Genomic DNA, 24143 nt, shown 5'->3' on the forward strand with positions numbered 1-24143 from the left:
AATTAGCTGCTAATTCCGAGTTCTCTTTCATGAAGAATGGTTTTGGCACGAGCGATATCCTTCCGCACATCACGAATACGTGTCGGGTTTTCCAATTGACCAGTGGCCAACTGAAAACGAAGGTTAAAAAGCTCCTCTTTAAAACCATTCACTTTTTGTTCAAGCTCAGCAGAGGTTAGGTTGCGAAATTCATTAGCTTTCATTTGCTTCACCACCCACTTCTTCACGTTTCACGAACTTCGTTTTGATTGGAAGCTTGTGAGCGGCAAGACGCATTGCTTCGCGAGCGATTTCTTCCGAAACACCTGCAAGTTCAAACAATACTTTGCCTGGTTTTACAACAGCTACCCACTTCTCAACGTTACCTTTACCGCTACCCATCCGAACTTCAAGCGGCTTTTGTGTAATTGGCTTAGCAGGGAAAATTTTAATCCAAACTTTACCGCCACGTTTGATATAACGAGTCATTGCAATACGGGCAGCTTCGATTTGGCGGTTGGTAATCCATGATGGCTCCAGCGCTTGGAGGCCGAATTCACCGAAATGAACTTCAGTACCGCCTTTAGCGCGACCTTTCATGTGACCACGTTGTTGTTTACGGTGTTTGACACGTTTTGGCACCAACATTGATTAGTTGCCTCCTTCCTGGGGAGCAGCAGCTTTCTTCTTCGTAGGAAGGACTTCGCCACGATAGATCCATACTTTTACGCCGATGAGGCCGTAAGTGGTATGTGCTTCAGCTGTACCGTAGTCAATATCGGCACGAAGCGTATGAAGCGGCACTGTGCCTTCGCTGTATCCTTCCGAACGCGCGATTTCCGCACCGCCCAGACGACCGCTGACTGCTGTTTTAATTCCTTTTGCTCCGGAACGAATAGTCCGTTGAATGGATTGTTTCATAGCACGACGGAACGATACACGACGCTCAAGCTGTTGGGCAATGCTTTCAGCAACAAGAATTGCGTCCAGCTCCGGATGCTTGATTTCAGAAATGTTGATGTGTACTTTTTTGCCTTTGGAGATTTTAGCAAGCTCGGAGCGAAGGTTTTCAACCTCGGAACCGCCTTTACCAATAACCATACCAGGCTTGGCTGTATAGATTGTTACGTTAACGCGATTTGCAGCACGCTCGATTTCAAAGCGGGATACAGCCGCATCTCTCAATTTGTTCTTGAGATACTCACGGATTTTGACATCTTCCATAAGCAGCTCGCCGAAATCCTTGCCTGCGAACCATTTGGATTCCCAGTCACGGATAATACCGATACGTAGACCAACCGGATTTACCTTTTGTCCCACACGTTGTCCCTCCTTATTTTTCGGATACCACCAAAGTAATGTGGCTGGTTCTTTTATTAATCCGACTTGCACGACCCATGGCGCGCGGACGGAAACGTTTCATTGTTGGTCCTTGGTTTACAAAAACCTGAGCAACGACCAGCTTGTTTATATCCAATTGGTAATTGTGTTCCGCATTTGCAATAGCGGAGTTAAGCAGCTTCTCCACGATTGGGGAAGCGGATCTTGGCGTATGGCGCAAAATCGCGATTGCTTCGCCGACTTGCTTGCCGCGAATCAAATCCACAACCAGCTGTGCTTTGCGAGGTGCAATGCGGACGTGGTTAGCGCTCGCTTTAGCTTCTTGCATCGTTGAACCTCCTCTCGATCGATCATTCGAAACTTGTTATTGATTAACGACGGCCTGTCTTCTTGTCGTCGTCACCATGTCCTTTGTATACACGTGTCGGCGCGAACTCACCGAGTTTGTGACCAACCATATCTTCCGTTACATAAACCGGTACATGCTTACGACCGTCATAAACAGCGAATGTATGACCGATGAATTGAGGGAAAATGGTTGAACGGCGAGACCAGGTTTTAACAACCGTCTTCTTGTCCGCCTCATTCAGCACTTCAACTTTTTTCAGCAGGTAGCCGTCGATAAACGGACCCTTCTTCAAACTGCGACCCATAGATGATCCTCCCTTCACGCTGGCTTTGCGTGACGCAGCGCGTCACGCGGCGGCGCTCATGCACCTATTACTTCGTACGACGACGAACAATGTATTGGCTCGATGCTTTTTTCTTCTTACGCGTTTTGTAGCCAAGGGTTGGTTTGCCCCATGGAGACATTGGCGATTTACGTCCGATTGGTGCACGGCCTTCACCACCACCATGCGGGTGATCGTTCGGGTTCATAACAACACCACGAACTTCAGGGCGTTTGCCCAGCCAACGGGAACGGCCGGCTTTACCGATTTTCACGAGCTCGTGATCCTCGTTGCCAACAGATCCGATTGTTGCACGGCAGGTTTTCAGAATACGGCGAACTTCACCAGAGGACAAACGGATAACCGCATAGCTTTCCTCTTTACCAAGAAGTTGAGCTTCTGTTCCAGCAGCACGAACCAGCTGTCCGCCTTTGCCAGGCTTCATCTCGATATTGTGGATAACCGTACCAACCGGAATGTTCTCCAGCGGTAATGCGTTACCGACTTTGATATCTGCATCTGCGCCGGACACGATTTGCGAGCCGACTTTCAGACCTTTTGGAGCGATAATGTAGCTTTTTGCACCATCCGCATAGTGGATAAGTGCTATGTTCGAGGTACGGTTCGGATCGTATTCGATCGTCGCAACATTACCTATTACACCATCTTTGTTGCGCTTAAAGTCGATAATCCGGTATTTACGTTTATGGCCGCCACCATGGTGACGAACCGTAATTTTACCTTGATTATTGCGTCCGGCTTTTTTGAAAAGCGGAGCAAGCAACGATTTCTCCGGTGTGCTTGTCGTGATTTCTTCAAACGTCGATACGGACATAGCACGACGAGCTGGAGATGTCGGTTTATACTTCTTAACTGGCACTTCGATTCCCTCCTTAACCGTTATCTTACGGCAAAGCTGCTTGCCCGAGGACTATTAGCCTCAGCAATTGGCTTATACCGATTCAAAAAATTCCAGTTCATTGCTTTCCGCGCTCAATTGCACGATAGCTTTTTTCCACTCGGATGTGTATCCGCTGTGGCGACCTTGACGTTTCGGTTTACCCGGAACGCGCATAGTGTTAACACTAGTAACTTTAACTTTGAAAATTTGTTGGATGGCATCTTTGATTTCTGTTTTGTTAGCGCGGATATCCACTTCGAAAACATAACGTTTATTTGCCATAAAGTCACTTGTTTGTTCCGTGATAATCGGGCGCTTGATAAGATCGCGAGGATTTTTCATTACGCAAGCACCTCCTGTACTTTCTCAACTGCCTCTTTGGTAATAATCAGTTTGTCATAAGTCATGACATCCAGAACATTAATGCCATCGGCTGCAACGAATTTGATGCCCGGAATGTTACGGGCAGACAATGCAACATTGTCTTCGTAGTTAGCTGTTACAACAAGTGCTTTGCGAGCTACCTTGAGGTTGCCAAGGATCGTTGTGAATTCCTTTGTCTTCGGTTGAGCAAACGCCAATTGATCCAGAACAATGATATCATTGTCGATTACTTTCGAAGATAGAGCCGATTTGATCGCCAGACGACGAACTTTCTTCGGCAGTTTGAAGCTGTAGCTGCGAGGAGTCGGTCCAAAAACCGTTCCACCGCCTACCCATTGTGGTGAGCGTGTGCTACCTTGACGCGCACGGCCCGTACCTTTTTGTTTCCAAGGCTTACGACCGCCGCCACGTACTTCCGAGCGGCCTTTCGTCTTATGCGTGCCTCTGCGAACCGAAGCTTGCTGAAGCAGTACCGCACTATGCAGGACGTGAACGTTTGGCTTGATTCCGAATATCGTTTCGGATAATTCGATATCGCCAACTTGTGAACCGTTCACGCTAAAAATTGCTACTTTCGGCATTTCATGTTCCTCCTTTCTTAAAGGGTTATTTATTTCTTAACCGTGAGTTTTACTTTTACAAAGCTATTTTTAGGGCCCGGAATGGAACCTTTAATGAGCAGTACATTGCGTTCGGCATCAACGCGCACGACTTCAAGATTCTGAATCGTGATCGTTTCATGTCCCATGTGACCTGGAAGGCGTTTGCCCTTTGGTACGCGGTTCGCTTGAATCGAACCCATCGAACCCGGTCCACGATGGTAACGCGATCCGTGAGCCATTGGACCGCGGGTTTGGCCCCAACGTTTGATGTTACCTTGGAATCCTTTACCCTTGGAAATACCTGTTACGTCAACAAATTCGCCCTCAGCGAACAAGTCAGCTTTCAACTGTTGGCCAACTTCATATTCGCCAATGGTAATGCCGCGAATTTCACGAACGTAGCGCTTAGGAGCCGAATCGGCTTTTTTAGCGTGGCCGATTTCCGGCTTAGTCGCTCTTTTTTCTTTCTTGTCTGAGAAACCAAGTTGTACCGCTTCGTAGCCGTCATTTTCTTGGTCTTTCTTCTGTAGAACAACACAAGGTCCTGCTTCGATAACCGTAACCGCGATCACGTTACCTTCAGGAGTAAACACTTGCGTCATACCAAGTTTTTTACCTAAGATACCTTTCATGTTGACACCTCATTTCCTCTCTTGTTTCCGTTATGCAAAAATTACAGTTTAATTTCAATATCGACACCGGATGGCAGATCTAAGCGCATCAATGCATCGACCGTTTGCGGCGTTGGGTTAACAATATCGATCAAACGCTTGTGAGTGCGCATTTCGAATTGCTCCCTTGAATCCTTGTACTTGTGTACCGCACGCAGAATGGTGATGATTTGCTTCTCTGTCGGAAGCGGAATCGGCCCAGATACACCTGCCCCGGAACGTTTCGCAGTTTCTACGATTTTCTCCGCAGACTGGTCAAGAATCCTGTGATCGTACGCTTTCAAGCGTATACGAATCTTTTGCTTTGCCATATAAGTCCCTCCTTCTATCGCCCAATTTAGTATCGGACATACTCCACGAGAAAAACCCGGCACGCCCCTCATGGCAAAGGAGCCGTGTGTGTCGGCAACCTCTCGCATCATCGCAACGTCGCAGACCAACGTTCACTATTATATCTGAATCGTTAGGCGAATGCAACATTATTTTTAGTAAATTGCAGACATATTTCAATCAGTTGGGTTTCTTCTATAATATACATCTTAATTGGAGGGATTTACGATTCAATCTCCTGATTTCAAGCTAACACATTCATCATTGTGCCTCTTTGATATTCTATAGTTCATTAATTACTCACCTGTGGATAATTGATATAAAAAAGCCCCCACCGAGGTGAGGGCTTGATCCAAGACTTGCGGCTAATGCCGCATCGTCTTATTTTTGGATGCTTGCTACTGCGCCGGCGCCTACAGTACGGCCACCTTCACGGATCGAGAAGCGAGTTCCATCTTCCAGAGCTATTGGAGCAATCAGCTCAACCGTTACGGTGATGTTGTCGCCAGGCATAACCATTTCAGTTCCTTCTGGCAGGTTGATGATGCCAGTTACGTCCGTTGTACGGAAGTAGAACTGTGGACGGTAACCAGTGAAGAAAGGTTTGTGACGGCCACCCTCTTCTTTAGTAAGAACGTAGATTTGAGCAGTGAAGTTTGTGTGTGGCTTAACCGAACCCGGTTTAGCCAGTACTTGTCCGCGCTCGATATCTTTACGCTCAACACCACGAAGCAATGCGCCGATGTTGTCACCAGCTTGAGCAGAATCAAGCAGTTTACGGAACATTTCTACGCCCGTAACAACACATTTGCGGCTTTCTTCAGCAAGTCCGATGATTTCAACCTCATCAGATACTTTAACAACGCCACGCTCTACACGGCCAGTTGCAACTGTACCACGGCCTGTGATTGTGAATACATCCTCAACCGGCATAAGGAACGGTTTGGATACGTCACGCTCAGGAGTCGGGATGTACGTGTCAACTTGCTCGAACAGTTCGATGATTTTGTCAGCCCAAGGACCTTCTGGGTTTTGCAGAGCTTCACGAGCAGCGCCGCGGATAATCGGTGTGTCGTCGCCTGGGAACTCATATTCATTGAGCAGGTCGCGAACTTCCATCTCAACAAGCTCCAGCAGCTCTTCGTCTTCAACCATATCGCATTTGTTCAGGAAAACGACGATGTAAGGAACGCCTACTTGGCGGGAGAGCAGAATGTGCTCGCGCGTTTGCGGCATTGGACCGTCAGATGCGGATACAACGAGGATCGCTCCATCCATTTGTGCAGCACCTGTGATCATGTTCTTAACATAGTCGGCATGTCCAGGACAGTCAACGTGAGCATAGTGACGAGCTGGCGTTTCATACTCAACGTGAGCTGTGGAGATTGTGATACCGCGCTCGCGCTCTTCCGGTGCTTTGTCGATTTGGTCAAATGCAATTGCTGCACCACCATATTTTTTGGAAAGAACGGTCGTGATGGCTGCTGTCAGCGTTGTTTTACCATGGTCAACGTGACCGATTGTACCGATATTAACGTGCGGTTTATTACGTTCAAATTTTGCCTTAGCCATTGAACTAATTCCTCCTTAATATGAAAAGATTGTATATGTGATCGGCCATAATGAGCGAGCCTATTGGGCAGGTCATCATTTGGCCAAAGTACAACTTGTAAGACTTAAGTTGTAAAAGCGATCCTACTAGGATGCGCCTTTGGATTTGGAGATGATCTCTTCCGAAATCGATCTTGGCACTTCTTCATAGTGCGAAAGCTCCATGGAGAAAACACCACGGCCTTGTGTACCTGAACGCAATGTTGTGGAATATCCAAACATTTCGGATAGAGGCACCTTGGCACGGATGATGAGGGCGCCGTGACGGGCGTCCGATCCTTCGATACGGCCACGACGGGAGCTAAGCATACCCATAACATCGCCCATGTATTCTTCAGGAACGGTTACTTCAACCTTCATGATTGGCTCAAGCAAAACAGGACTACATTTGTCCTTGGCTGCTTTAAGCGCCATCGATCCGGCAATTTTGAACGCCATCTCCGAGGAGTCAACGTCATGGTAAGAACCGTCGACGACAACAGCTTTGATGTCAACAAGCGGGAAGCCTGCAAGGACACCGCTCTTCATTGTTTCTTCGATACCGGCTTGAACAGGACCAATATATTCCCGCGGAATGGAACCACCGACGGTTTTGTTTTCAAAGATAAAGCCTGTTCCTGGCTCAAGCGGCGAGAATTCAACCCAGCAATGTCCGTATTGACCGCGGCCACCGGATTGACGAACGAATTTACCTTCTACCCTTGCAGGCGTTTTGAAGGTTTCACGGTAAGCAACCTGCGGTTTACCGACATTCGTTTCGACTTTGAATTCACGAAGCATACGGTCTACAAGAATTTCAAGGTGAAGCTCACCCATACCAGCGATAATCGTTTGGCCGGTCTCTTCGTCCGTATGTGCACGGAACGTAGGATCTTCCTCTGACAGCTTCTGAAGAGCGATACCCATTTTATCTTGGTCAGCCTTTGTCTTTGGTTCAACCGCAAGCTGGATAACCGGCTCAGGGAAGTTCATCGACTCCAGAATAACAGGGTTTTTCTCATCACAAAGCGTATCGCCAGTTGTTGTATCTTTCAGACCTACTGCAGCCGCAATGTCACCGGAGTAAACTTCGCTGATCTCTTGACGGGCATTAGCATGCATCTGAAGAATGCGGCCGATCCGTTCGCGTTTGCCTTTCGTTGCATTCACAACATAGGATCCGGAATTAAGGACACCGGAATATACGCGGAAGAACGTCAGTTTACCTACGAATGGGTCAGTCATGATTTTGAACGCCAATGCTGCAAAAGGCTCGTCATCTGCAGATCTGCGAACTGTCTCGGTTCCATCTTCAAGGTGACCCTTGATATCAGGTACATCGATAGGAGCTGGCAGATAGTCGACAACGGCATCAAGCATTAATTGAACGCCTTTGTTGCGGTAAGAGGAACCACAGATTACCGGGAAGATCTTCACATCGCAAACACCTTTGCGCAATGTCGTTTTCAGCTCGGCAACGCTGATTTCCTCACCCTCGAGGTATTTCATCGTGAGCTCTTCATCGAGCTCAGCGATTTTCTCAACGAGTTCCAGACGAAGTTCTTCAACTTGATCCTTGTATGCTGCCGGTATTTCAACTTGCTCCGGATCTTTACCAAGATCGTCTTTATATGTGTAAGCGACACGTTCAATCAAGTCGATTACGCCGATAAAGTCATTCTCCGCACCGATTGGCAGTTGAATAGCGACGGCATTTGCGTTGAGACGAAGACGCATATCTCTGATAACATTCAAAAAGTCTGCGCCGATGATATCCATTTTGTTCACATAGGCAATCCGCGGTACATTGTAACGGTCAGCTTGACGCCATACCGTTTCGGACTGCGGCTCAACGCCTTCTTTCGCACTGAAAACCCCTACGGCCCCGTCCAATACACGAAGGGAACGTTCAACCTCAACTGTGAAGTCAACGTGTCCCGGGGTGTCGATAATATTGATGCGGTGACCATTCCATTGTGCAGTTGTAGCAGCGGAAGTAATCGTAATTCCGCGCTCCTGTTCCTGCTCCATCCAGTCCATCGTTGCTGCACCTTCGTGCACTTCACCGATTTTGTGGGTACGGCCTGTGTAGAACAGGATCCGCTCTGTCGTGGTTGTTTTACCGGCATCAATATGCGCCATGATCCCAATATTACGCGTATTTTTCAAGGAGAACTCTCTTGCCATGATTTCGTCTCCTTCCGATTATGCGAATCCTACCAACGGTAGTGGGCGAATGCTTTATTCGCTTCAGCCATTTTGTGTGTATCTTCGCGCTTCTTCACGGATGCACCTGTATTGTTCGATGCATCGATGATTTCAGCAGCCAGACGTTCTTCCATCGTTTTCTCGCCGCGGTTGCGTGAGTAGTTCACGAGCCAACGGAGACCAAGCGCTGTACGACGCTCTGGTTTAACCTCAATCGGTACTTGATAGTTAGAACCACCAACACGGCGGGCTTTAACTTCAAGAACAGGCATGATATTTTTGATGGCCGCTTCGAAAACTTCCATCGGTTCCGAGCCTGTGCGTTCGTTGATAAGCTTGAATGCATCATACAGAATGGTTGCGGCAACCCCACGTTTACCATCAAGCATAATACGGTTAATTAAACGAGTTACCAGCTTGCTGTTATATAGCGGATCCGGTAAAACGTCACGTTTTGTAACTGGACCTTTGCGTGGCATATGCAGATCCCCCTTTCTTCAAGTATTCATGAAATAACATTCATAAATCAATTCTTATTTTTTTACTTTCGCGCGCTTCGTGCCATATTTGGAACGAGCTTGCTTCCGGTTGTTAACCCCTGCAGTATCGAGCGCTCCGCGAACGATATGATAACGTACCCCCGGTAGATCTTTAACCCGGCCGCCACGAACCAATACGACGCTATGCTCCTGCAAGTTGTGACCGATACCACCGATGTAAGCCGTGATCTCTACGCGGTTCGTCAAACGCACACGTGCATATTTACGAAGTGCAGAGTTCGGTTTTTTTGGTGTCATCGTACCGACACGTGTACATACACCACGTTTTTGAGGCGCGCTTATGTTTGTTTCTTCACGTTTCAGTGCATTGAATCCTCTTTGAAGTGCCGGCGATTTCGATTTAACGACTTTCGCTTCGCGGCCCTTGCGGACTAGTTGATTAATTGTTGGCATGCTGCCACCTCCTTCCCAAAATAATAAAACAGATTAGAATATTTCGGCTTATTCTAAGCCCACAGATCCAGGCGGTTCATAAAGAAACAAATGAAAGTTCTTGCCGCACAGCTTTCGGGCAAAAACGTTATTTCCTTATTCAATTTCTGGTATTACTGCCGCCATTGCAGCGCCGACTTCAATGCCGCAGGTTTCCCCGAGACCCTTCATCGTGTCCACCCATGAGATAGGCACGCCTGCCGTCGTACAAAGCCGTACAATATCATCCTTCATTCGTGGATCTGTATCTTGCGCAACATAGACAAGAACGGCTTTGCCTTGCTCCACCATCTTAGTCGTCTGTTTACTGCCGATTATAAATTGCATCGTATCCCGTCCTTCCAAGCCAAACCCAATTGCGATACTCAATTAAGAGATAACACAAAAACGGTATGGTTCAAATACAGGGGTTATGCAAGTAGGCACACTACGACATATTAGCACTTCAAGCTGCTTTATGTCAAGCAACTAGCAGCATATTTCGCAGAAGGCTTCGGACATCGATCCTTTGGAATAAAACAGGGCAAAAAGCGACGGTGGCACCGTCCAATCGGCGATGCCACCGTCAGCCCTACTTCAAACCTATTTTGTGTAGTTTGTATCCCGCAGCGGTTGAATATTACGACTCAACCGGTACGATCTCATCCTCGGTTTTTTCGATTGCAGTTTCGATATCATCATCGTAACCTTTAAGACGAATGCCCCGATAGCGCTGCATCCCAGTACCTGCCGGAATCAGCTTACCGATAATAACATTCTCTTTCAGGCCAAGCAGCTGATCCACTTTTCCTTTTATCGCGGCATCAGTCAGGACACGAGTAGTCTCCTGGAAGGAAGCGGCGGACAAGAAGGAATCTGTCTCAAGCGACGCTTTGGTAATACCGAGCAGAACTGGCTTTGCAACAGCAGGCTCGCGGCCAGAAAGCAAGGCATCACGGTTAGCTGCTTCGTATTCGTGAATATCGACGAATGCACCAGGGAGCAAAGTAGTCTCGCCTGCATCGACAATACGAATTTTACGCAGCATCTGCTTGATCATAACTTCAATATGTTTATCGTTGATCTCAACACCCTGATTCCGATAAACACGTTGAACCTCTTGCAGAATGTAGTTCTGCACGCCGCGGATACCTTTGATGCGAAGCATATCTTTAGGATCGATCGAACCATCTGTCAGCTCGTCTCCCGCTTCAATATGCTTGCCTTTGGCAACGCGGATACGGGAACCATACGTGACTGCATAGACTTTGGATTCCGCTTCACCCTGCACTTCAATCTCACGACGATCTTTTGTCTCGCGGATGTCTTTGATAACACCGTCGAGCTCGGAAATAATCGCTTGACCTTTAGGGTTACGAGCCTCAAACAACTCCTGGATACGCGGCAAACCTTGTGTAATATCATCACCGGCAACACCACCGGTATGGAAGGTACGCATCGTCAGCTGCGTTCCTGGCTCACCGATAGATTGAGCTGCGATGATCCCTACAGCTTCCCCGATCTCAACAAACTTACCTGTTGCCAGGTTGCGTCCGTAACAAATTTTGCATACACCATGACGGGCGCGGCAGCTTAGAACTGAACGAATTTGCAGCTTTTCAACTCCAGCGGCAATAATTTCTTCCGCCTTGTTGGAATCAATCAATTCGTTGCGATTCAGGATGACTTCGCCTGTAGATGGATTGCGGACAGTTTCGAAGGAGTAACGTCCTTCAATACGGTCGTACAGATCCTCGATAACCTCTTTGCCGTCTTGAATTTTGCTGACGGTAAATCCTTTATCCGTCCCACAGTCATCCTCACGAACGATAACATCCTGTGCGACGTCAACCAAACGACGGGTCAAGTATCCCGAGTCAGCCGTACGAAGTGCTGTATCGGCAAGACCTTTACGCGCTCCGTGAGTCGAGATAAAGTACTCGAGAACAGTAAGTCCTTCACGGAAATTCGATTTGATCGGTAACTCAATGATACGTCCCGATGGATTCGCCATCAGCCCCCGCATCCCGCCCAATTGGGTGATTTGCGATTTATTACCCCGAGCCTTGGAGTCCACCATGAGCATAATGGAATTGTAGCGGTCCATTGATTTCATGAGAACATCCGTGATGGTATCCTTCGTTTTGCTCCAAATTTCAATAACTCTGTCATACCGCTCTTCGTTCGTAATCAAACCACGGCGATACTGATTCGATACAACCTTGACTTTCTCTTCCGAATCGGCGAGGATCGCTTTCTTCTCTTCAGGAACGATTACATCAGATACCGCAACCGTAATCCCTGCACGAGTTGAATACGTAAATCCGAGTTCTTTGATCCGGTCAAGCGTTACCGATGTTTTGGTGGTGTGATACTGTCTGAAGCATTCAGCAATAATCAAACCAAGATACTCTTTACCGACTGCGCCCATCTGTGGAACTTCTTCCATGAATTTATGCAGATCGGTGCCTTTTTCATAAACAAAATATCGATCAGGCGTTCCCTGCAGCAGGTTGACTTTCGTCGGCTCGTTGATATACGGGAACGTGTCCGGGAATATTTCATTAAAGATAATCTTACCGACCGTAGTGGAAATCAGTGATTTCTGCTGCGCTTCGGTGAAGATCGTCTTGTTCAGCACTTTAACCGGTATAAAGATCCGCGCATGAAGGGAAACAATTCCCCGTTGATAAGAGGAGATCGCTTCGTTCACAGAAGCGAAAACCGAACCGCTTCCTTTGGCTTCTTTATTATCCATAGTCAAATAGTAGCTGCCAAGAACCATATCCTGTGAAGGTGTTACAACCGGTTTTCCGTCTTTCGGATTCAAAATGTTACCCGATGCCAGCATAAGCAGCCGTGCTTCAGCTTGCGCTTCAGCAGAGAGCGGAACGTGAACAGCCATTTGGTCACCATCGAAATCCGCATTGTACGCGGTACATACGAGTGGATGAAGCTTGATGGCGCGGCCTTCAACGAGAATCGGTTCAAACGCTTGGATACCCAAACGGTGAAGCGTAGGGGCACGGTTCAAGAGAACCGGATGCTCCTTAATGACTTCTTCAAGAACATCCCACACCTCAGGGCTGACACGCTCGACTTTGCGTTTGGCACTTTTGATATTATGAGCCAGGCCTTTATTGACCAGCTCTTTCATAACAAACGGCTTAAACAGCTCAAGCGCCATTTCCTTGGGAAGTCCGCATTGGAACATTTTCAGGCTTGGTCCGACAACAATAACCGAACGGCCGGAGTAATCGACACGTTTACCGAGCAAGTTCTGACGGAAACGGCCTTGTTTACCTTTAAGCATATGGCTGAGCGATTTCAAAGGACGGTTACCGGGACCGGTTACCGGACGGCCGCGACGGCCATTATCAATCAGTGCATCAACCGCTTCTTGAAGCATTCTCTTCTCATTTTGCACGATAATATCGGGCGCGCCCAAATCAAGGAGACGTTTCAGACGGTTGTTGCGGTTAATAACGCGACGGTACAGATCATTAAGGTCAGAGGTGGCAAAACGTCCGCCATCCAGCTGGACCATCGGGCGAAGCTCAGGAGGAATAACCGGAAGAACATCAAGAATCATCCATTCCGGCATATTGCCGGAGTTGCGGAAGGCTTCAATGACTTCGAGACGTTTAATGGCCCGGTTACGACGCTGACCTTGTGCCGAACGAAGATCTTCCTTCAGCGTTTCAAGCTCGCGTTCGACATCGATATCCTGAAGCAGCTTTTTGACAGCTTCCGCACCCATGCCAGCGTGGAATCCATATCCATACTTCTCACGGTAGCTGCGGTATTCTTTCTCGGAAAGTAGCTGCTTTTTCTCAAGCGGCGTATCCCCTGGATCCGTTACAACATAAGATGCGAAATAGATAATTTCCTCGAGTGAACGAGGAGACATATCCAAGGCAAGACCCATGCGGCTTGGAATTCCTTTGAAATACCAGATATGCGATACAGGCGCTGCAAGCTCGATATGTCCCATACGCTCGCGACGAACCTTCGCACGGGTTACTTCAACGCCGCAGCGATCGCAAACGACGCCTTTATAACGAACCCGTTTGTATTTGCCGCAATGACATTCCCAGTCCTTGGTTGGCCCGAAAATTTTCTCGCAGAACAGCCCTTCTTTCTCAGGCTTCAATGTTCTGTAGTTGATTGTTTCCGGTTTTTTAACTTCTCCGCGGGACCAAGAGCGGATTTTATCCGGTGATGCCAAACCAATTTTCATATACTCGAAGTTGTTCACGTCCAACAAGGAGCAACCCTCCTTCGTCATGATTCACTTGTGTGTTACGCAATCAATTTGCCCGTTCAAGCCGGACTGACGCATTGATCGCGCAGCCCGGCTCTGCAACGCCGTGAGGACGCTATGGCCTGTTATCTTATCCGATCGTACCGATCAACGGTTACTCCACGCCAACTTCCGTGCCTTCGAGGTTGAGATTGAGCTTGTCGCTTTGACCGTCATCCTCGTCGTCCATTTCTTTCATTTCAATCTCTTCTTCGTTCTCGCTGAGGATCTTAACGTCCATCCCGAGACTTTGCAGCTCTTTGATCAGAACCTTGAACGATTCCGGAACACCCGGCTCCGGCACATTCTCACCCTTGACAATCGACTCGTAAGTCTTAACACGGCCGACGACATCATCGGATTTGACGGTCAAGATCTCTTGAAGCGTATAGGCTGCTCCGTAAGCCTCAAGCGCCCATACCTCCATCTCCCCGAAACGCTGTCCGCCGAATTGAGCTTTACCACCCAGCGGCTGCTGTGTAACCAGCGAGTATGGACCTGTTGAACGGGCATGGATTTTATCGTCAACCATGTGAGCCAGCTTGATCATGTACATGACGCCAACTGTTACCTCACGCTCAAACTCCTCACCGGTGCGTCCATCATAAAGCACGGTTTTACCATTGCGCTGCATGCCGGCTTCTTCCATGGCGTTAAATACATCATCCTCACGCGCTCCATCAAATACCGGAGTGGCCGCGTGCATACCGAGAATTTTACAAGCCATGCCAAGATGAACCTCAAGAACTTGACCGATGTTCATCCGCGAAGGTACACCAAGCGGGTTAAGAACAACCTCTACCGGTGTTCCGTCCGGCAGGAACGGCATATCCTCTTCAGGGAGAATACGTGCGATTACCCCTTTGTTACCATGGCGTCCGGCCATTTTATCGCCTTCGGAAATTTTCCGTTTCTGGGCAATGTAAGCACGAACGAGCTGGTTAACGCCAGGCGGCAGTTCGTCGCCATTTTCACGGGTAAACACTTTTACATCTACAACGATACCATCTGTACCATGCGGCACCCGAAGGCTGGTATCCCGAACTTCACGGGCTTTTTCTCCGAAAATCGCGTGCAGCAATCTTTCTTCAGCCGTAAGCTCCGTTACACCTTTAGGGGTAACTTTACCGACCAGAATGTCTCCTGCACTGATCTCGGCACCAACCCGGATGATTCCACGCTCGTCAAGGTTGCGGAGCGCTTCTTCCCCTACGTTTGGTATATCGCGGGTGATTTCTTCCGGTCCAAGCTTGGTATCGCGGGCTTCCGATTCATATTCTTCAATGTGGATCGAAGTATACACATCTTCTTTAACCAGCTTCTCGCTGAGCAGGATGGCATCCTCATAGTTGTAGCCTTCCCACGTCATGAACGCGACGACCACGTTGCGTCCAAGCGCAAGTTCACCCATTTCCGTAGAAGGTCCGTCTGCAAGAATATCGCCTTTTTTCACAATATCGCCTTTGCGGCAAAGCGGTCTCTGGTTGATGCAGGTACCTTGGTTGGAACGCATAAATTTATGCAGCTTTTGCTTGATCAGATCGCCTGTAACCGGCTTGCCGTCAATCAATTCGACGCGGCGCAGCCAGATCTCGTTAGCGGACACGCGCTCAATAACGCCGTCATACTTAGCGACAATACAAACGCCTGAATCCTTGGCGGATTTATGCTCCATTCCTGTTCCGACAAGCGGTGACTTCGGAATGAGAAGCGGAACGGCTTGCCTCTGCATGTTGGATCCCATAAGCGCACGGTTGGAGTCATCGTTCTCAAGGAACGGAATCAAAGCCGTTGCAACGGAAACAACCTGCTTCGGCGAAACATCCATATAGTCAACACGGTCGGTTGGCATGGTCAGGATATTGTCAGCCTGTTTGTTGTAGCGCACAATAACGGAGTCCTCGGCGAATTTACCGCCTTCGGTCAACTGTGCATTCGCCTGAGCGATAACATAGTTGTCTTCCTCATCTGCCGTCAGATATGCGATCTGTTCGGTAACGATGGCCGTCTTCGCATCAACCCAACGGTATGGAGCTTCAATAAACCCATATTCGTTGATTCTGGCAAAGCTCGACAAGGAGTTGATCAACCCGATGTTCGGTCCCTCCGGCGTCTCGATCGGACACATACGGCCGTAGTGAGAGTTATGAACGTCACGGACCTCAAAGCCCGCGCGTTCCCTTGTCAAACCGCCGGGTCCCAAAGCAGACAAACGGCGTTTGTGCGTAAGCTCAGCAAGCGGGTTCGTCTGATCCATAAATTGCGACAGTTGGGAAGACCCAAAGAACTCTTTAATGGACGCGATGACAGGACGTATATTGATGAGCGCCTGCGGTGTAATGGCATTGGCATCCTGGATGGACATCCGCTCGCGAACCACACGTTCCATACGGGACAATCCGATGCGGAACTGATTCTGCAGCAATTCGCCAACCGAACGCAAACGCCGGTTACCCAGATGGTCAATATCATCCGTGCTGCCGACTCCGTGAAGCAAATCAATAAAATAGTTAATCGACGAAATGATGTCGGCCGGCGTAATATGCTTGACGGCTTTGTCAATCAAGCCGTTGGCAATTACTTTAAGAACTTTTCCGTCATCATTAGGCGAGAATACACTTATAGTTTGTAGAGGAATACTATCTGCATCAAGCACACCATTAGCGACATGGTAAGTCTTGAAGCCAACATTCTTCTCCAAATGAGGAATCAATTCGTCAAGCAAACGCCGGTCAATCATTTGTCCGGTTTCCGCGAGAATCTCTCCCGTTGTTGGATCTACAAGCGTTTCAGCCAAACGTTGATTAAACAAACGGTTTTTGATATGAAGCTTTTTGTTGATTTTGTAACGTCCGACATTTGCCAAGTCATAACGTTTTGGGTCAAAGAAACGAGCTACCAGCAAACTCTTGGCATTATCGAGTGTCGGCGGCTCACCTGGACGAAGACGTTCGTAAATTTCAATAAGCGCCTTCTCGGTTGAGTCGGTGTTGTCTTTATCAAGCGTGTTGCGAATATATTCGTCATGCCCAAGCAAATCCAGGATTTCCGCGTCTGTTCCAAAGCCCAGCGAGCGAAGAAGAACCGTAACCGGTATCTTCCGGGTCCGATCGATACGGACATAAACGATGTCCTTCGCGTCGGTTTCAAGCTCCAGCCATGCTCCGCGGTTCGGGATCACCGTAGCCGTGTAGTTTTTCTTACCGTTTTTGTCCACCTTCGTGCTGAAGTAGACGCTAGGTGAGCGAACCAATTGACTGACGATGACACGTTCCGCGCCATTGATTATGAACGTTCCTGTCTCGGTCATCAGCGGAAAATCGCCCATGAACACTTCTTGCTCTTTCACTTCGCCGGTTTCCTTGTTGATAAGCCGGACCTTAACCCGCAGCGGAGCCGCATAGGTTACGTCACGCTCTTTCGATTCATCGACCGAATATTTCGGCTCGCCCAGCGAGTAATCGATGAATTCAAGCATCAAATTACCTGTAAAATCCTGAATCGGCGAGATATCCTGGAAAAGCTCAAGAAGATCTTTCTCCAAAAATTTCTCGTACGATTTTTGTTGGATTTCAATCAGGTTCGGAACTTCAAGCACCTCGCGAATACGAGCATAGCTTCTGCGCGTGCGTCGACCATACTGAACAAGTTGTCCTGCCAACTTAACCTCACCCCTCATGTCTGCTTCACAGAAAGTGAACGTACACCCTTCAATAAATCACTGTGCTCAGCAGGCAAATTCTGTTGGAAACCAGCAAAAACCGACCGTTCGTCTTGTTTGAGACGCCGATCTTGTGATACTTTCTTTCAAGAAAGAAGGAATTCCCCAAACTTTCTCGAATGAATAAAGAAAAGCCCTTATCGAAAGTTCGAAAAAAGAGCATGTTTCCGTCAGGCGCTTTCCGGGTATAAAAACGGAAAGTCTCATATCAAGTAATTTTGCCCAAAATGTGAACAATTTATGTCAAAACCGCTCTTTTACTCTCATAAAATAGCGCTTGACATTTTAGTTGACTAAAGAGAAAGAGCCCATTTTAATACTGACATTTTATAATGATATCACATCAAGCAAATGAAGTCAACAAATTCTTCCTTGCCTGGTTATGTTTTTTTGACTGCCCGAAATACCCGGTAGCCCTTGTCTTTTGTTACCTCTTCAACATTGCCGAAAATGGATTCCAGCTTCAATTCAGCCGAAGGTGCTCCTTGTTTTTTTTGAATTACCACCCACATCGCCCCCCCGGGCTCAAGCAGATGCGCACCTTCCTCGAATATCCGGTGAACTACCGTTTTGCCGGCTCTGATTGGCGGATTGGTTATGATGGTATCGAAGGTTTGCCCCAAGACCGCCCCGAACAGATCACTCTGCAGAACGGTCACATTGGTCAGAGCGTTAAGCTTTGCATTCTCTGCTGCCAATTGTACAGCCCGTTCATTCACATCAACCATTGTTACATGTCCCTGATCCGCGAGTCTGGCTGCCGACAATCCAATCGGTCCATAACCGCAGCCTACATCCAGCACCCTCGCATTGCTTGCCAGTTCAAGCGCCTCAATGAGTACGCGGCTCCCATAATCGACAGCGCCTTTTGAAAATACGCCAGCATCTGTCACAAATTTCAGCTTTTGTCCGCGCAGCACGGTTTCATGGAACTGGCGATCATGTTTGACATCGGGGGTTTGTGTGAAGTAGTGATCCGACATCATATCCCTCCACTCTAAAGCTTGTATGTACTGCTAATCAATAAAACGAACCCCTTGAAGCCAAAGCCTCAAGGGGTTCGCCGCTATAAACAAGCTTGCTACTACTTCACTTCTACGGAAGCGCCTGCTTCTTCAAGCTTCGCTTTAACCGCTTCGGCTTCTTCTTTTGCTACTTTTTCTTTAACGGCTTTTGGTGCATTGTCAACAAGATCTTTCGCTTCTTTCAGGCCAAGACCTGTAATTTCGCGAACGACTTTGATAACGTTGATTTTGGATGCGCCAGCACCGTTAAGGATAACGTCGAATTCAGTTTGTTCTGCAACTTCTGCAACCGCAGCTCCGCCGCCCATTGCTACTGGTGCAGCAGCAGTTACGCCGAATTCTTCTTCAATTGCTTTAACGAGATCGTTCAGTTCAAGAACGTTCATGCCTTTAATGGCTTCCAGGATTTGCTCTTTACTCATGGTTGAACCTCCAAATGTTTTTTGTTTTTTTTAAAATATCTATATCTGTGCCCGGCTGAGCCGGACCCGTTTTTTACGCTTCTTGCTTCTCTGCCACTGCTTTAACCGCAAGGGCGAAGTTCCGCATAGGAGCCTGCAGGACGCTGAGGAGCATGGAGAGCAAACCTTCGCGTGATGGAAGATCCGCCAGCGCTTTGATTTGATCAGCATTCATGACTTGGCCTTCAACAACGCCGCCTTTTAGTTTCAAAGCGTCATTCTTTTTAGCGAAATCATTCAACAGCTTAGCAGGAGCAACTGCATCGTCTTTGCTAAATGCAACAGCGGTTGGGCCTGTAAGAACTGCATCCAGTTCAGACAATTCCGCACCGGCGGTAGCACGACGCACAAGTGAATTTTTCAGCACTTGAAACTCGATGTTCGCTTCGCGAAGCTGTTTGCGGAGCTCGGTAATTTGCTTCACGTTCAATCCGCGGTAATCTGCAACCACCGTGCAGGAAGACTCGCGAAGTTTCGACGAGATTTCGTTAACCGATTGTTGTTTTCTTTCGATAGTCTTAACGTTTGCCATTTTCGTACACCTCCCGTTATGTTCTCGGGCATCCCGCTTCCAGCGAAGGATTTCTTCCTCGATGCATGAGAAAAGCCCCCGCAGCTATAGCGAAGGCCATGATGGTCCGTCAACATTTCAGCCAAAAAGATTGAAATGAACAAACACTTTTATCATAACACCTCGGTAGGAAATTAAGCTTCAGCAGCACCTACTGTCTACGGTATGCGTATGCGATTGTTAAATGTTGCTCCTCTTAGCGGTATACGGACGCGTTAACGCGTGCGCCAGGACCCATTGTCGAGGAAACAGCAATATTTTTCAGGTAAATACCTTTTGCAGCTGCCGGTTTTGCACGGTTCAGCGCGTCGATAAGCGCACGAAAGTTCTCGTTCAGCTTCTCTGCGTCGAACGATACTTTACCGATCGGAGCATGGATTTGACCTGCTTTATCAAGACGATACTCGATTTTACCGGCTTTGATCTCTTGAACAGCCTTCGTTACGTCAAACGTTACGGTACCCGCTTTCGGGTTAGGCATAAGACCTTTACCACCGAGAATACGACCCAGTTTACCAACCTCAGCCATCATGTCCGGAGTAGCGACGCAAACGTCGAATTCGAACCAGCCTTGTTGGATTTTGGTGATCATGTCAGCATCGCCAACAAAATCCGCGCCTGCCGCTTCCGCTTCTTTGGCTTTATCGCCTTTTGCGAAAACAAGCACACGTTTGGTTTTACCAGTACCGTGGGGAAGAACAACTACGCCACGAACCGCTTGGTCCTGCTTTCTTGGGTCTACACCCAAACGAACAGCAACTTCAACAGACTCATCGAATTTAGCTGTCGCCGCCTTTTTAACGAGTTCAATCGCCTCTGAGGCTTCGTAGGTTGCTTCGCTGTCAATCAGCTTGGCAGCTTCTTGGTATTTCTTACCGTGCTTAGCCATTGAAAATTTCCTCCTCATGTGGTTATAACGGAAAATCCTCCCTGTAGGAGATCCTCCCACTTACAACAAAAGAATATCTTTTGCTGTTCCTTAAGCATCGCAGGCTCTATTAGTCTTCGATGACAACGCCCATACTGCGCGCCGTACCTTCAACCATGAGCATTGCCGCTTCAACTGAAGCCGCGTTAAGGTCAGGCATTTTTTGCTCCGCAATTTCACGAACTTTCGAACGTTTAACGGTAGCTACTTTCTTCTTGTTCGGTTCACCTGAACCTTTTTCGATTCCTGCTGCAACGCGCAATAAAACGGCTGCCGGTGGAGTCTTGGTGATAAAAGTGAATGAACGATCTTCAAATACGGAGATTTCAACCGGAATAATCAAACCGGCTTGGTCAGCTGTGCGGGCGTTGAATTCTTTACAGAACGCCATGATGTTCACGCCTGCTTGACCGAGTGCAGGACCGATCGGCGGAGCCGGGTTCGCTTTACCTGCTGGGACTTGCAATTTTACCATCTTGATGACCTTTTTTGCCATGATGCACACCTCCTTGCTCAAATAATCCATTTGGCCGCGGTGATGGAATCATCACGCAACCTGTATTGCCTGAAGACAACGTAGGAAAACGAAGATCAGATCTTCTCCACCTGAGTATAGTCCAGCTCAAGCGGGGTTTCCCGTCCAAACATGTTGACGTGCACCTTGAGTTTGCTTTTGTCCAGCAGAATTTCTTCCACCGTACCGACAAAATCGGCAAAAGGTCCAACCTTCACCCGAACCGTTTCCTTCAAATCGAATTCGATTTTCGGTTTAGGCTCATCAATACCCATGTGGCGCAAGATTTGCTCCACCTCATCAGGCAGAAGTGCAGTCGGCTTTGAGCCGGAACCAGTGGATCCGACAAACCCGGTCACGCCAGGAGTATTACGAACCACATACCAGGAATCATCGGTTTGAACCATTTCCACAAGAACGTAGCCGGGATAAACTTTACGCATGACGATCTTTTGCTTACCGTCTTTGTTTACCACTTCTTCTTCCATAGGAACCAGAACGCGGAAGATTTTATCTTCCATGCCCATAGATTCAACACGCTTCTCCAAGTTCGCTTTTACCTTGTTTTCGTACCCTGAGTAGGTATGCACAACATACCATCTTTTTTCCATTTCCATAACTAGCCACCCTTGGCCCCTTCTTAAACGATCAGTTCGACCAATGCGGAAATGCCGATGTCAAGAACCCAGAAGTAAATGGTAACCACTATAATCGTTATTACTACAACGAGAGTATAGCTTGTCAACTCTTTACGGCTTGGCCAACGAACCTTCTTCAGTTCCGCGACGCTGTCAGAAAAAAAGGAAAAAGTCGACCCGAAACTTTGCCTCATCTTAGCAAAAAATGTCACTTCCACACCTCCCAATTGACCTATCTTGTCTCGCGATGAGGAGTATGTTCGTTACAGAACTTACAAAACTTCTTCATCTCGATGCGGTCGGGGTGATTCCGTTTGTTCTTGCTGGAAGCGTAGTTTCTTTGTTTGCAGTTTGTGCAAGCCAACGTAATAATTACCCGCATTGCTGTACACCTCCCGAATTACCATAAATAAAAAAAGTTCGAATCCATTAAACCCCGATTGTATGTGGAACAAGCAAGATTCAAGATTCAAAGCCCATCAAAAAAAAGACCTATTTCAGGGCTACCTGAAATACTTTATCATATGCAATATGCCGTGTCAAGAAAAACGCATCTCCAGAACGGGAGTAAACCTTGAAACACCCATACAATGCCCAAGCGTCCACAGCTGAATTGAAGATGTTCTGTTACTCCCATTATGCGCGGCATGTGAGAGTTTCAAACCTTCCCCGCCATACTTTCATATAACGGATGCCAGTTTGACAGAGGGTCTGTAAAAATTAAAAAAAGAGCCTGGCCGGCTCCTCTGTCCATCGTTTAGAATTTATAAGCCTACATACCGCACTTTCTAGACACGTCGATCAGAAAAAGTCTGCTTCGCCGTACAAGACGGCGCAAGTCATTTACCCCATCAATCAGTTGCTGATGTTACGGATTTCCAGATACCGCTCCAGCTTACGCTTGACACGCTGCAAAGCATTATCAATTGACTTTACATGCCGATCCAAATCCACAGCGATCTCCTGATAGGAGCGCCCGTCCAAATATAGCATCAGCACCTTGCGTTCCAGATCACTTAAAATCTCGGACATCTTGTCTTCCAAACCAACAAACTCTTCCTGGTTGATAATAAGCTCTTCGGGGTCGGAAACACGGGTTCCGCAGATGACGTCAAGCAGTGTGCGGTCGGAATCTTCATCGTAGATAGGTTTGTCCAGCGAGACATAGGAATTGAGCGGGATATGCTTCTGGCGGGTAGCCGTCTTGATCGCTGTAATGATCTGACGCGTGATGCAAAGCTCCGCAAACGCCTTGAAGGATGCAAGCTTGTCCCCTTTGAAATCGCGGATTGACTTGTAAAGCCCGATCATGCCCTCTTGTACGATATCCTCGCGGTCAGCCCCGATCAGAAAGTAGGATCTGGCCTTGGCACGCACAAAATTCTTATACTTATTAATTAAATATTCCAGCGCTTCGCCGTCACCCTCACGAACCGCTTCTACAATATCTTCGTCCGTTCTGCAGTCATAGTCCAGCGGTTTCCACTCTTTGAGGTCGATGCTCACGAACAATCCCTCCGGCTCGAAAGGCGTGCATTGCGCAAAATTTAACCGAACGCAATCATTTTCGTTGATTAGGTTACGTGTAACACTATGCCACTACAGGAAACGATACCAAGCCATAACTAACTTCTACCAGATCCGTTCAGAAACATAGAATCAGTATACATTATGTAACCTTGGGCCGTCAATCAACTTCCTACCGATAAAACTTTAATTAAATAGAAAAATTGGAAGTTAGTCCCGTTTTAAGCGAGATTCGCGTCAAGTTTTATGACATTAATGAACGTGAATGAAAGGCAAACAGACTTAATTCTGCCCTCGGCGCCAACGTTCAAGCTTTGTCCGCACTTCCAGACTTAGATTGGTATCCAGCTCATTACGCTGATGGGACTTGTCCTCTATCGTGCGTTCGATCGCCTTGCGGTTCTGCTCGATATCGATCAGCAGCTCCCGTGCGGATATCCTGAGAGCGCCTTTGCCAAAAGCGACATGCTGCTCAACCAGATCGGAAGTCGCCACATAGAGATTGCGGCTGCGCAGCGCAAGCTCGGAAGCCAGCCGTTCAATACATGAATCGGCCGTTTCCTTCTCTTTTGTATAGACTACAGAGACCCTGAACTGGTTAAAAGCCGATCCTGTGCCCGGAACTTGATGCGCATCAAATACGACCGTGACGGACATGCCTGTGAATCCCTGATAGTCAGCGAGCATCTCCAGCAGCTTATCGCGTGCGCCCTCCAAATCAGTGTCGCGCATTGCAGCGAGTACCGGCCATGCTCCAATCATGTTGTAGCCGTCCACAAGCAGTACATCATCACGCCGTCGCATTGC

Annotated in this window: 27 protein-coding genes and 1 other annotated feature; all 27 genes read right to left on the reverse strand. The window is 47.9% G+C overall.

Annotated features, from left to right (window positions below; all coding sequences use genetic code 11):
* Nucleotides 1-2: 2 nt before the first annotated feature.
* The 27 genes from rpmC to AC0YOB_RS37060 all read right to left on the reverse strand — a co-directional run bounded on the left by rpmC (nt 3) and on the right by AC0YOB_RS37060 (nt 24140).
* Nucleotides 3-203, reverse strand: coding sequence for a 50S ribosomal protein L29 (gene rpmC / locus AC0YOB_RS36930; RefSeq protein ID WP_210046666.1), 201 nt, complete (start codon nt 201-203; stop codon nt 3-5).
* The gene (rplP, locus tag AC0YOB_RS36935) at nt 193-627 is read right to left on the reverse strand and encodes a 50S ribosomal protein L16 (RefSeq protein ID WP_210046667.1); all 435 of its coding nucleotides are present in this window, start codon (nt 625-627) and stop codon (nt 193-195) included. Before rplP ends, rpmC begins: the two co-directional genes overlap by 11 nt.
* Nucleotides 628-630: 3 nt before the next feature.
* Nucleotides 631-1299 (reverse strand): 30S ribosomal protein S3, encoded by a 669-nt coding sequence (rpsC, locus tag AC0YOB_RS36940; protein ID WP_210046668.1) that lies wholly within the window; start codon nt 1297-1299, stop codon nt 631-633.
* 13 nt (nt 1300-1312) lie between these two features.
* Nucleotides 1313-1648 carry a 50S ribosomal protein L22 gene (rplV, locus tag AC0YOB_RS36945; protein ID WP_210046669.1) on the reverse strand — a complete coding sequence of 112 codons (336 nt, stop codon included), beginning with the start codon at nt 1646-1648 and terminating at the stop codon, nt 1313-1315.
* A 43-nt stretch (nt 1649-1691) separates the two neighbouring features.
* On the reverse strand, nt 1692-1973 hold the full coding sequence (gene rpsS, locus AC0YOB_RS36950) for a 30S ribosomal protein S19 (protein ID WP_189000472.1): 282 nt from the start codon (nt 1971-1973) through the stop codon (nt 1692-1694).
* Nucleotides 1974-2040: 67 nt separating this feature from the next.
* Nucleotides 2041-2871, reverse strand: a complete 831-nt coding sequence (gene rplB, locus AC0YOB_RS36955; protein WP_475790665.1) for a 50S ribosomal protein L2 — start codon at nt 2869-2871, stop codon at nt 2041-2043.
* A gap of 72 nt (nt 2872-2943) precedes the next feature.
* A complete protein-coding gene (gene rplW / locus AC0YOB_RS36960; protein WP_210046671.1) occupies nt 2944-3234 on the reverse strand; it encodes a 50S ribosomal protein L23 in 291 nt (96 codons plus the stop codon).
* The gene (gene rplD, locus AC0YOB_RS36965) at nt 3234-3857 is read right to left on the reverse strand and encodes a 50S ribosomal protein L4 (protein WP_210046672.1); all 624 of its coding nucleotides are present in this window, start codon (nt 3855-3857) and stop codon (nt 3234-3236) included. Before rplD ends, rplW begins: the two co-directional genes overlap by 1 nt.
* A 29-nt stretch (nt 3858-3886) precedes the next feature.
* Nucleotides 3887-4510, reverse strand: coding sequence for a 50S ribosomal protein L3 (gene rplC / locus AC0YOB_RS36970; protein ID WP_210046673.1), 624 nt, complete (start codon nt 4508-4510; stop codon nt 3887-3889).
* Between the two features lie 41 nt (nt 4511-4551).
* Nucleotides 4552-4860 (reverse strand): 30S ribosomal protein S10, encoded by a 309-nt coding sequence (rpsJ, locus tag AC0YOB_RS36975; protein WP_005544556.1) that lies wholly within the window; start codon nt 4858-4860, stop codon nt 4552-4554.
* Between the two features lie 400 nt (nt 4861-5260).
* A complete protein-coding gene (gene tuf, locus AC0YOB_RS36980; RefSeq protein WP_210046674.1) occupies nt 5261-6451 on the reverse strand; it encodes an elongation factor Tu in 1191 nt (396 codons plus the stop codon).
* A gap of 126 nt (nt 6452-6577) precedes the next feature.
* Nucleotides 6578-8656, reverse strand: a complete 2079-nt coding sequence (fusA, locus tag AC0YOB_RS36985) for an elongation factor G (RefSeq protein ID WP_475797016.1) — start codon at nt 8654-8656, stop codon at nt 6578-6580.
* A gap of 29 nt (nt 8657-8685) precedes the next feature.
* Nucleotides 8686-9156: a 30S ribosomal protein S7 gene (rpsG, locus tag AC0YOB_RS36990; protein ID WP_189000494.1), complete on the reverse strand. Its 471-nt coding sequence runs from the start codon at nt 9154-9156 to the stop codon at nt 8686-8688.
* A gap of 54 nt (nt 9157-9210) precedes the next feature.
* Nucleotides 9211-9630, reverse strand: a complete 420-nt coding sequence (rpsL, locus tag AC0YOB_RS36995) for a 30S ribosomal protein S12 (RefSeq protein ID WP_210046676.1) — start codon at nt 9628-9630, stop codon at nt 9211-9213.
* A gap of 135 nt (nt 9631-9765) precedes the next feature.
* On the reverse strand, nt 9766-9996 hold the full coding sequence (locus tag AC0YOB_RS37000; protein ID WP_475797017.1) for a ribosomal L7Ae/L30e/S12e/Gadd45 family protein: 231 nt from the start codon (nt 9994-9996) through the stop codon (nt 9766-9768).
* 292 nt (nt 9997-10288) lie between these two features.
* Entirely contained in the window at nt 10289-13915 is a 3627-nt protein-coding gene (gene rpoC, locus AC0YOB_RS37005; protein WP_475790666.1) for a DNA-directed RNA polymerase subunit beta', read from the reverse strand.
* Nucleotides 13916-14066: 151 nt separating this feature from the next.
* Nucleotides 14067-17630 (reverse strand): DNA-directed RNA polymerase subunit beta, encoded by a 3564-nt coding sequence (gene rpoB, locus AC0YOB_RS37010; protein WP_475772678.1) that lies wholly within the window; start codon nt 17628-17630, stop codon nt 14067-14069.
* Nucleotides 17631-18052: 422 nt separating this feature from the next.
* On the reverse strand, nt 18053-18655 hold the full coding sequence (locus tag AC0YOB_RS37015) for a class I SAM-dependent methyltransferase (protein ID WP_475797018.1): 603 nt from the start codon (nt 18653-18655) through the stop codon (nt 18053-18055).
* A gap of 101 nt (nt 18656-18756) precedes the next feature.
* The gene (gene rplL / locus AC0YOB_RS37020) at nt 18757-19119 is read right to left on the reverse strand and encodes a 50S ribosomal protein L7/L12 (protein WP_475797019.1); all 363 of its coding nucleotides are present in this window, start codon (nt 19117-19119) and stop codon (nt 18757-18759) included.
* A gap of 73 nt (nt 19120-19192) precedes the next feature.
* A complete protein-coding gene (gene rplJ, locus AC0YOB_RS37025) occupies nt 19193-19690 on the reverse strand; it encodes a 50S ribosomal protein L10 (protein WP_210046681.1) in 498 nt (165 codons plus the stop codon).
* Between the two features lie 59 nt (nt 19691-19749).
* Nucleotides 19750-19911, reverse strand: a sequence feature (ribosomal protein L10 leader region).
* A gap of 14 nt (nt 19912-19925) precedes the next feature.
* Nucleotides 19926-20618, reverse strand: coding sequence for a 50S ribosomal protein L1 (gene rplA, locus AC0YOB_RS37030; RefSeq protein ID WP_475797020.1), 693 nt, complete (start codon nt 20616-20618; stop codon nt 19926-19928).
* A gap of 109 nt (nt 20619-20727) precedes the next feature.
* Nucleotides 20728-21153 carry a 50S ribosomal protein L11 gene (gene rplK / locus AC0YOB_RS37035; protein ID WP_210046683.1) on the reverse strand — a complete coding sequence of 142 codons (426 nt, stop codon included), beginning with the start codon at nt 21151-21153 and terminating at the stop codon, nt 20728-20730.
* A 95-nt stretch (nt 21154-21248) separates the two neighbouring features.
* Nucleotides 21249-21782 carry a transcription termination/antitermination protein NusG gene (gene nusG, locus AC0YOB_RS37040; RefSeq protein WP_210046705.1) on the reverse strand — a complete coding sequence of 178 codons (534 nt, stop codon included), beginning with the start codon at nt 21780-21782 and terminating at the stop codon, nt 21249-21251.
* Nucleotides 21783-21811: 29 nt separating this feature from the next.
* Nucleotides 21812-22021, reverse strand: a complete 210-nt coding sequence (secE, locus tag AC0YOB_RS37045) for a preprotein translocase subunit SecE (protein ID WP_210046684.1) — start codon at nt 22019-22021, stop codon at nt 21812-21814.
* A 20-nt stretch (nt 22022-22041) separates the two neighbouring features.
* On the reverse strand, nt 22042-22191 hold the full coding sequence (gene rpmG, locus AC0YOB_RS37050; RefSeq protein WP_183604319.1) for a 50S ribosomal protein L33: 150 nt from the start codon (nt 22189-22191) through the stop codon (nt 22042-22044).
* A 473-nt stretch (nt 22192-22664) separates the two neighbouring features.
* A complete protein-coding gene (gene sigH, locus AC0YOB_RS37055; RefSeq protein ID WP_210046685.1) occupies nt 22665-23315 on the reverse strand; it encodes an RNA polymerase sporulation sigma factor SigH in 651 nt (216 codons plus the stop codon).
* A 303-nt stretch (nt 23316-23618) separates the two neighbouring features.
* The gene (locus AC0YOB_RS37060) at nt 23619-24140 is read right to left on the reverse strand and encodes an NYN domain-containing protein (protein WP_475797021.1); all 522 of its coding nucleotides are present in this window, start codon (nt 24138-24140) and stop codon (nt 23619-23621) included.
* Nucleotides 24141-24143: the final 3 nt, after the last annotated feature.

This window comes from Paenibacillus sp. JT31N17 (genome assembly GCF_056269255.1).

Coding starts and splice junctions, on each gene's coding strand:
- rplC (WP_210046673.1), bottom strand. CDS start 4,510: ATGAAAGGTATCTTAGGTAAAAAACTTGGTATGACGCAAGTGTTTACT.
- rpmG (WP_183604319.1), bottom strand. CDS start 22,191: ATGCGGGTAATTATTACGTTGGCTTGCACAAACTGCAAACAAAGAAAC.
- AC0YOB_RS37060 (WP_475797021.1), bottom strand. CDS start 24,140: ATGCGACGGCGTGATGATGTACTGCTTGTGGACGGCTACAACATGATT.
- AC0YOB_RS37015 (WP_475797018.1), bottom strand. CDS start 18,655: ATGTCGGATCACTACTTCACACAAACCCCCGATGTCAAACATGATCGC.
- rplJ (WP_210046681.1), bottom strand. CDS start 19,690: ATGGCAAACGTTAAGACTATCGAAAGAAAACAACAATCGGTTAACGAA.
- rplD (WP_210046672.1), bottom strand. CDS start 3,857: ATGCCGAAAGTAGCAATTTTTAGCGTGAACGGTTCACAAGTTGGCGAT.
- AC0YOB_RS37000 (WP_475797017.1), bottom strand. CDS start 9,996: ATGCAATTTATAATCGGCAGTAAACAGACGACTAAGATGGTGGAGCAA.
- rpmC (WP_210046666.1), bottom strand. CDS start 203: ATGAAAGCTAATGAATTTCGCAACCTAACCTCTGCTGAGCTTGAACAA.
- fusA (WP_475797016.1), bottom strand. CDS start 8,656: ATGGCAAGAGAGTTCTCCTTGAAAAATACGCGTAATATTGGGATCATG.
- rplP (WP_210046667.1), bottom strand. CDS start 627: ATGTTGGTGCCAAAACGTGTCAAACACCGTAAACAACAACGTGGTCAC.
- rpoB (WP_475772678.1), bottom strand. CDS start 17,630: ATGAGGGGTGAGGTTAAGTTGGCAGGACAACTTGTTCAGTATGGTCGA.
- rpsS (WP_189000472.1), bottom strand. CDS start 1,973: ATGGGTCGCAGTTTGAAGAAGGGTCCGTTTATCGACGGCTACCTGCTG.
- rpsL (WP_210046676.1), bottom strand. CDS start 9,630: ATGCCAACAATTAATCAACTAGTCCGCAAGGGCCGCGAAGCGAAAGTC.
- nusG (WP_210046705.1), bottom strand. CDS start 21,782: ATGGAAAAAAGATGGTATGTTGTGCATACCTACTCAGGGTACGAAAAC.
- rplL (WP_475797019.1), bottom strand. CDS start 19,119: ATGAGTAAAGAGCAAATCCTGGAAGCCATTAAAGGCATGAACGTTCTT.
- rplA (WP_475797020.1), bottom strand. CDS start 20,618: ATGGCTAAGCACGGTAAGAAATACCAAGAAGCTGCCAAGCTGATTGAC.
- tuf (WP_210046674.1), bottom strand. CDS start 6,451: ATGGCTAAGGCAAAATTTGAACGTAATAAACCGCACGTTAATATCGGT.
- rplK (WP_210046683.1), bottom strand. CDS start 21,153: ATGGCAAAAAAGGTCATCAAGATGGTAAAATTGCAAGTCCCAGCAGGT.
- rplV (WP_210046669.1), bottom strand. CDS start 1,648: ATGCAAGAAGCTAAAGCGAGCGCTAACCACGTCCGCATTGCACCTCGC.
- rpsJ (WP_005544556.1), bottom strand. CDS start 4,860: ATGGCAAAGCAAAAGATTCGTATACGCTTGAAAGCGTACGATCACAGG.
- rplW (WP_210046671.1), bottom strand. CDS start 3,234: ATGAAAAATCCTCGCGATCTTATCAAGCGCCCGATTATCACGGAACAA.
- rpsG (WP_189000494.1), bottom strand. CDS start 9,156: ATGCCACGCAAAGGTCCAGTTACAAAACGTGACGTTTTACCGGATCCG.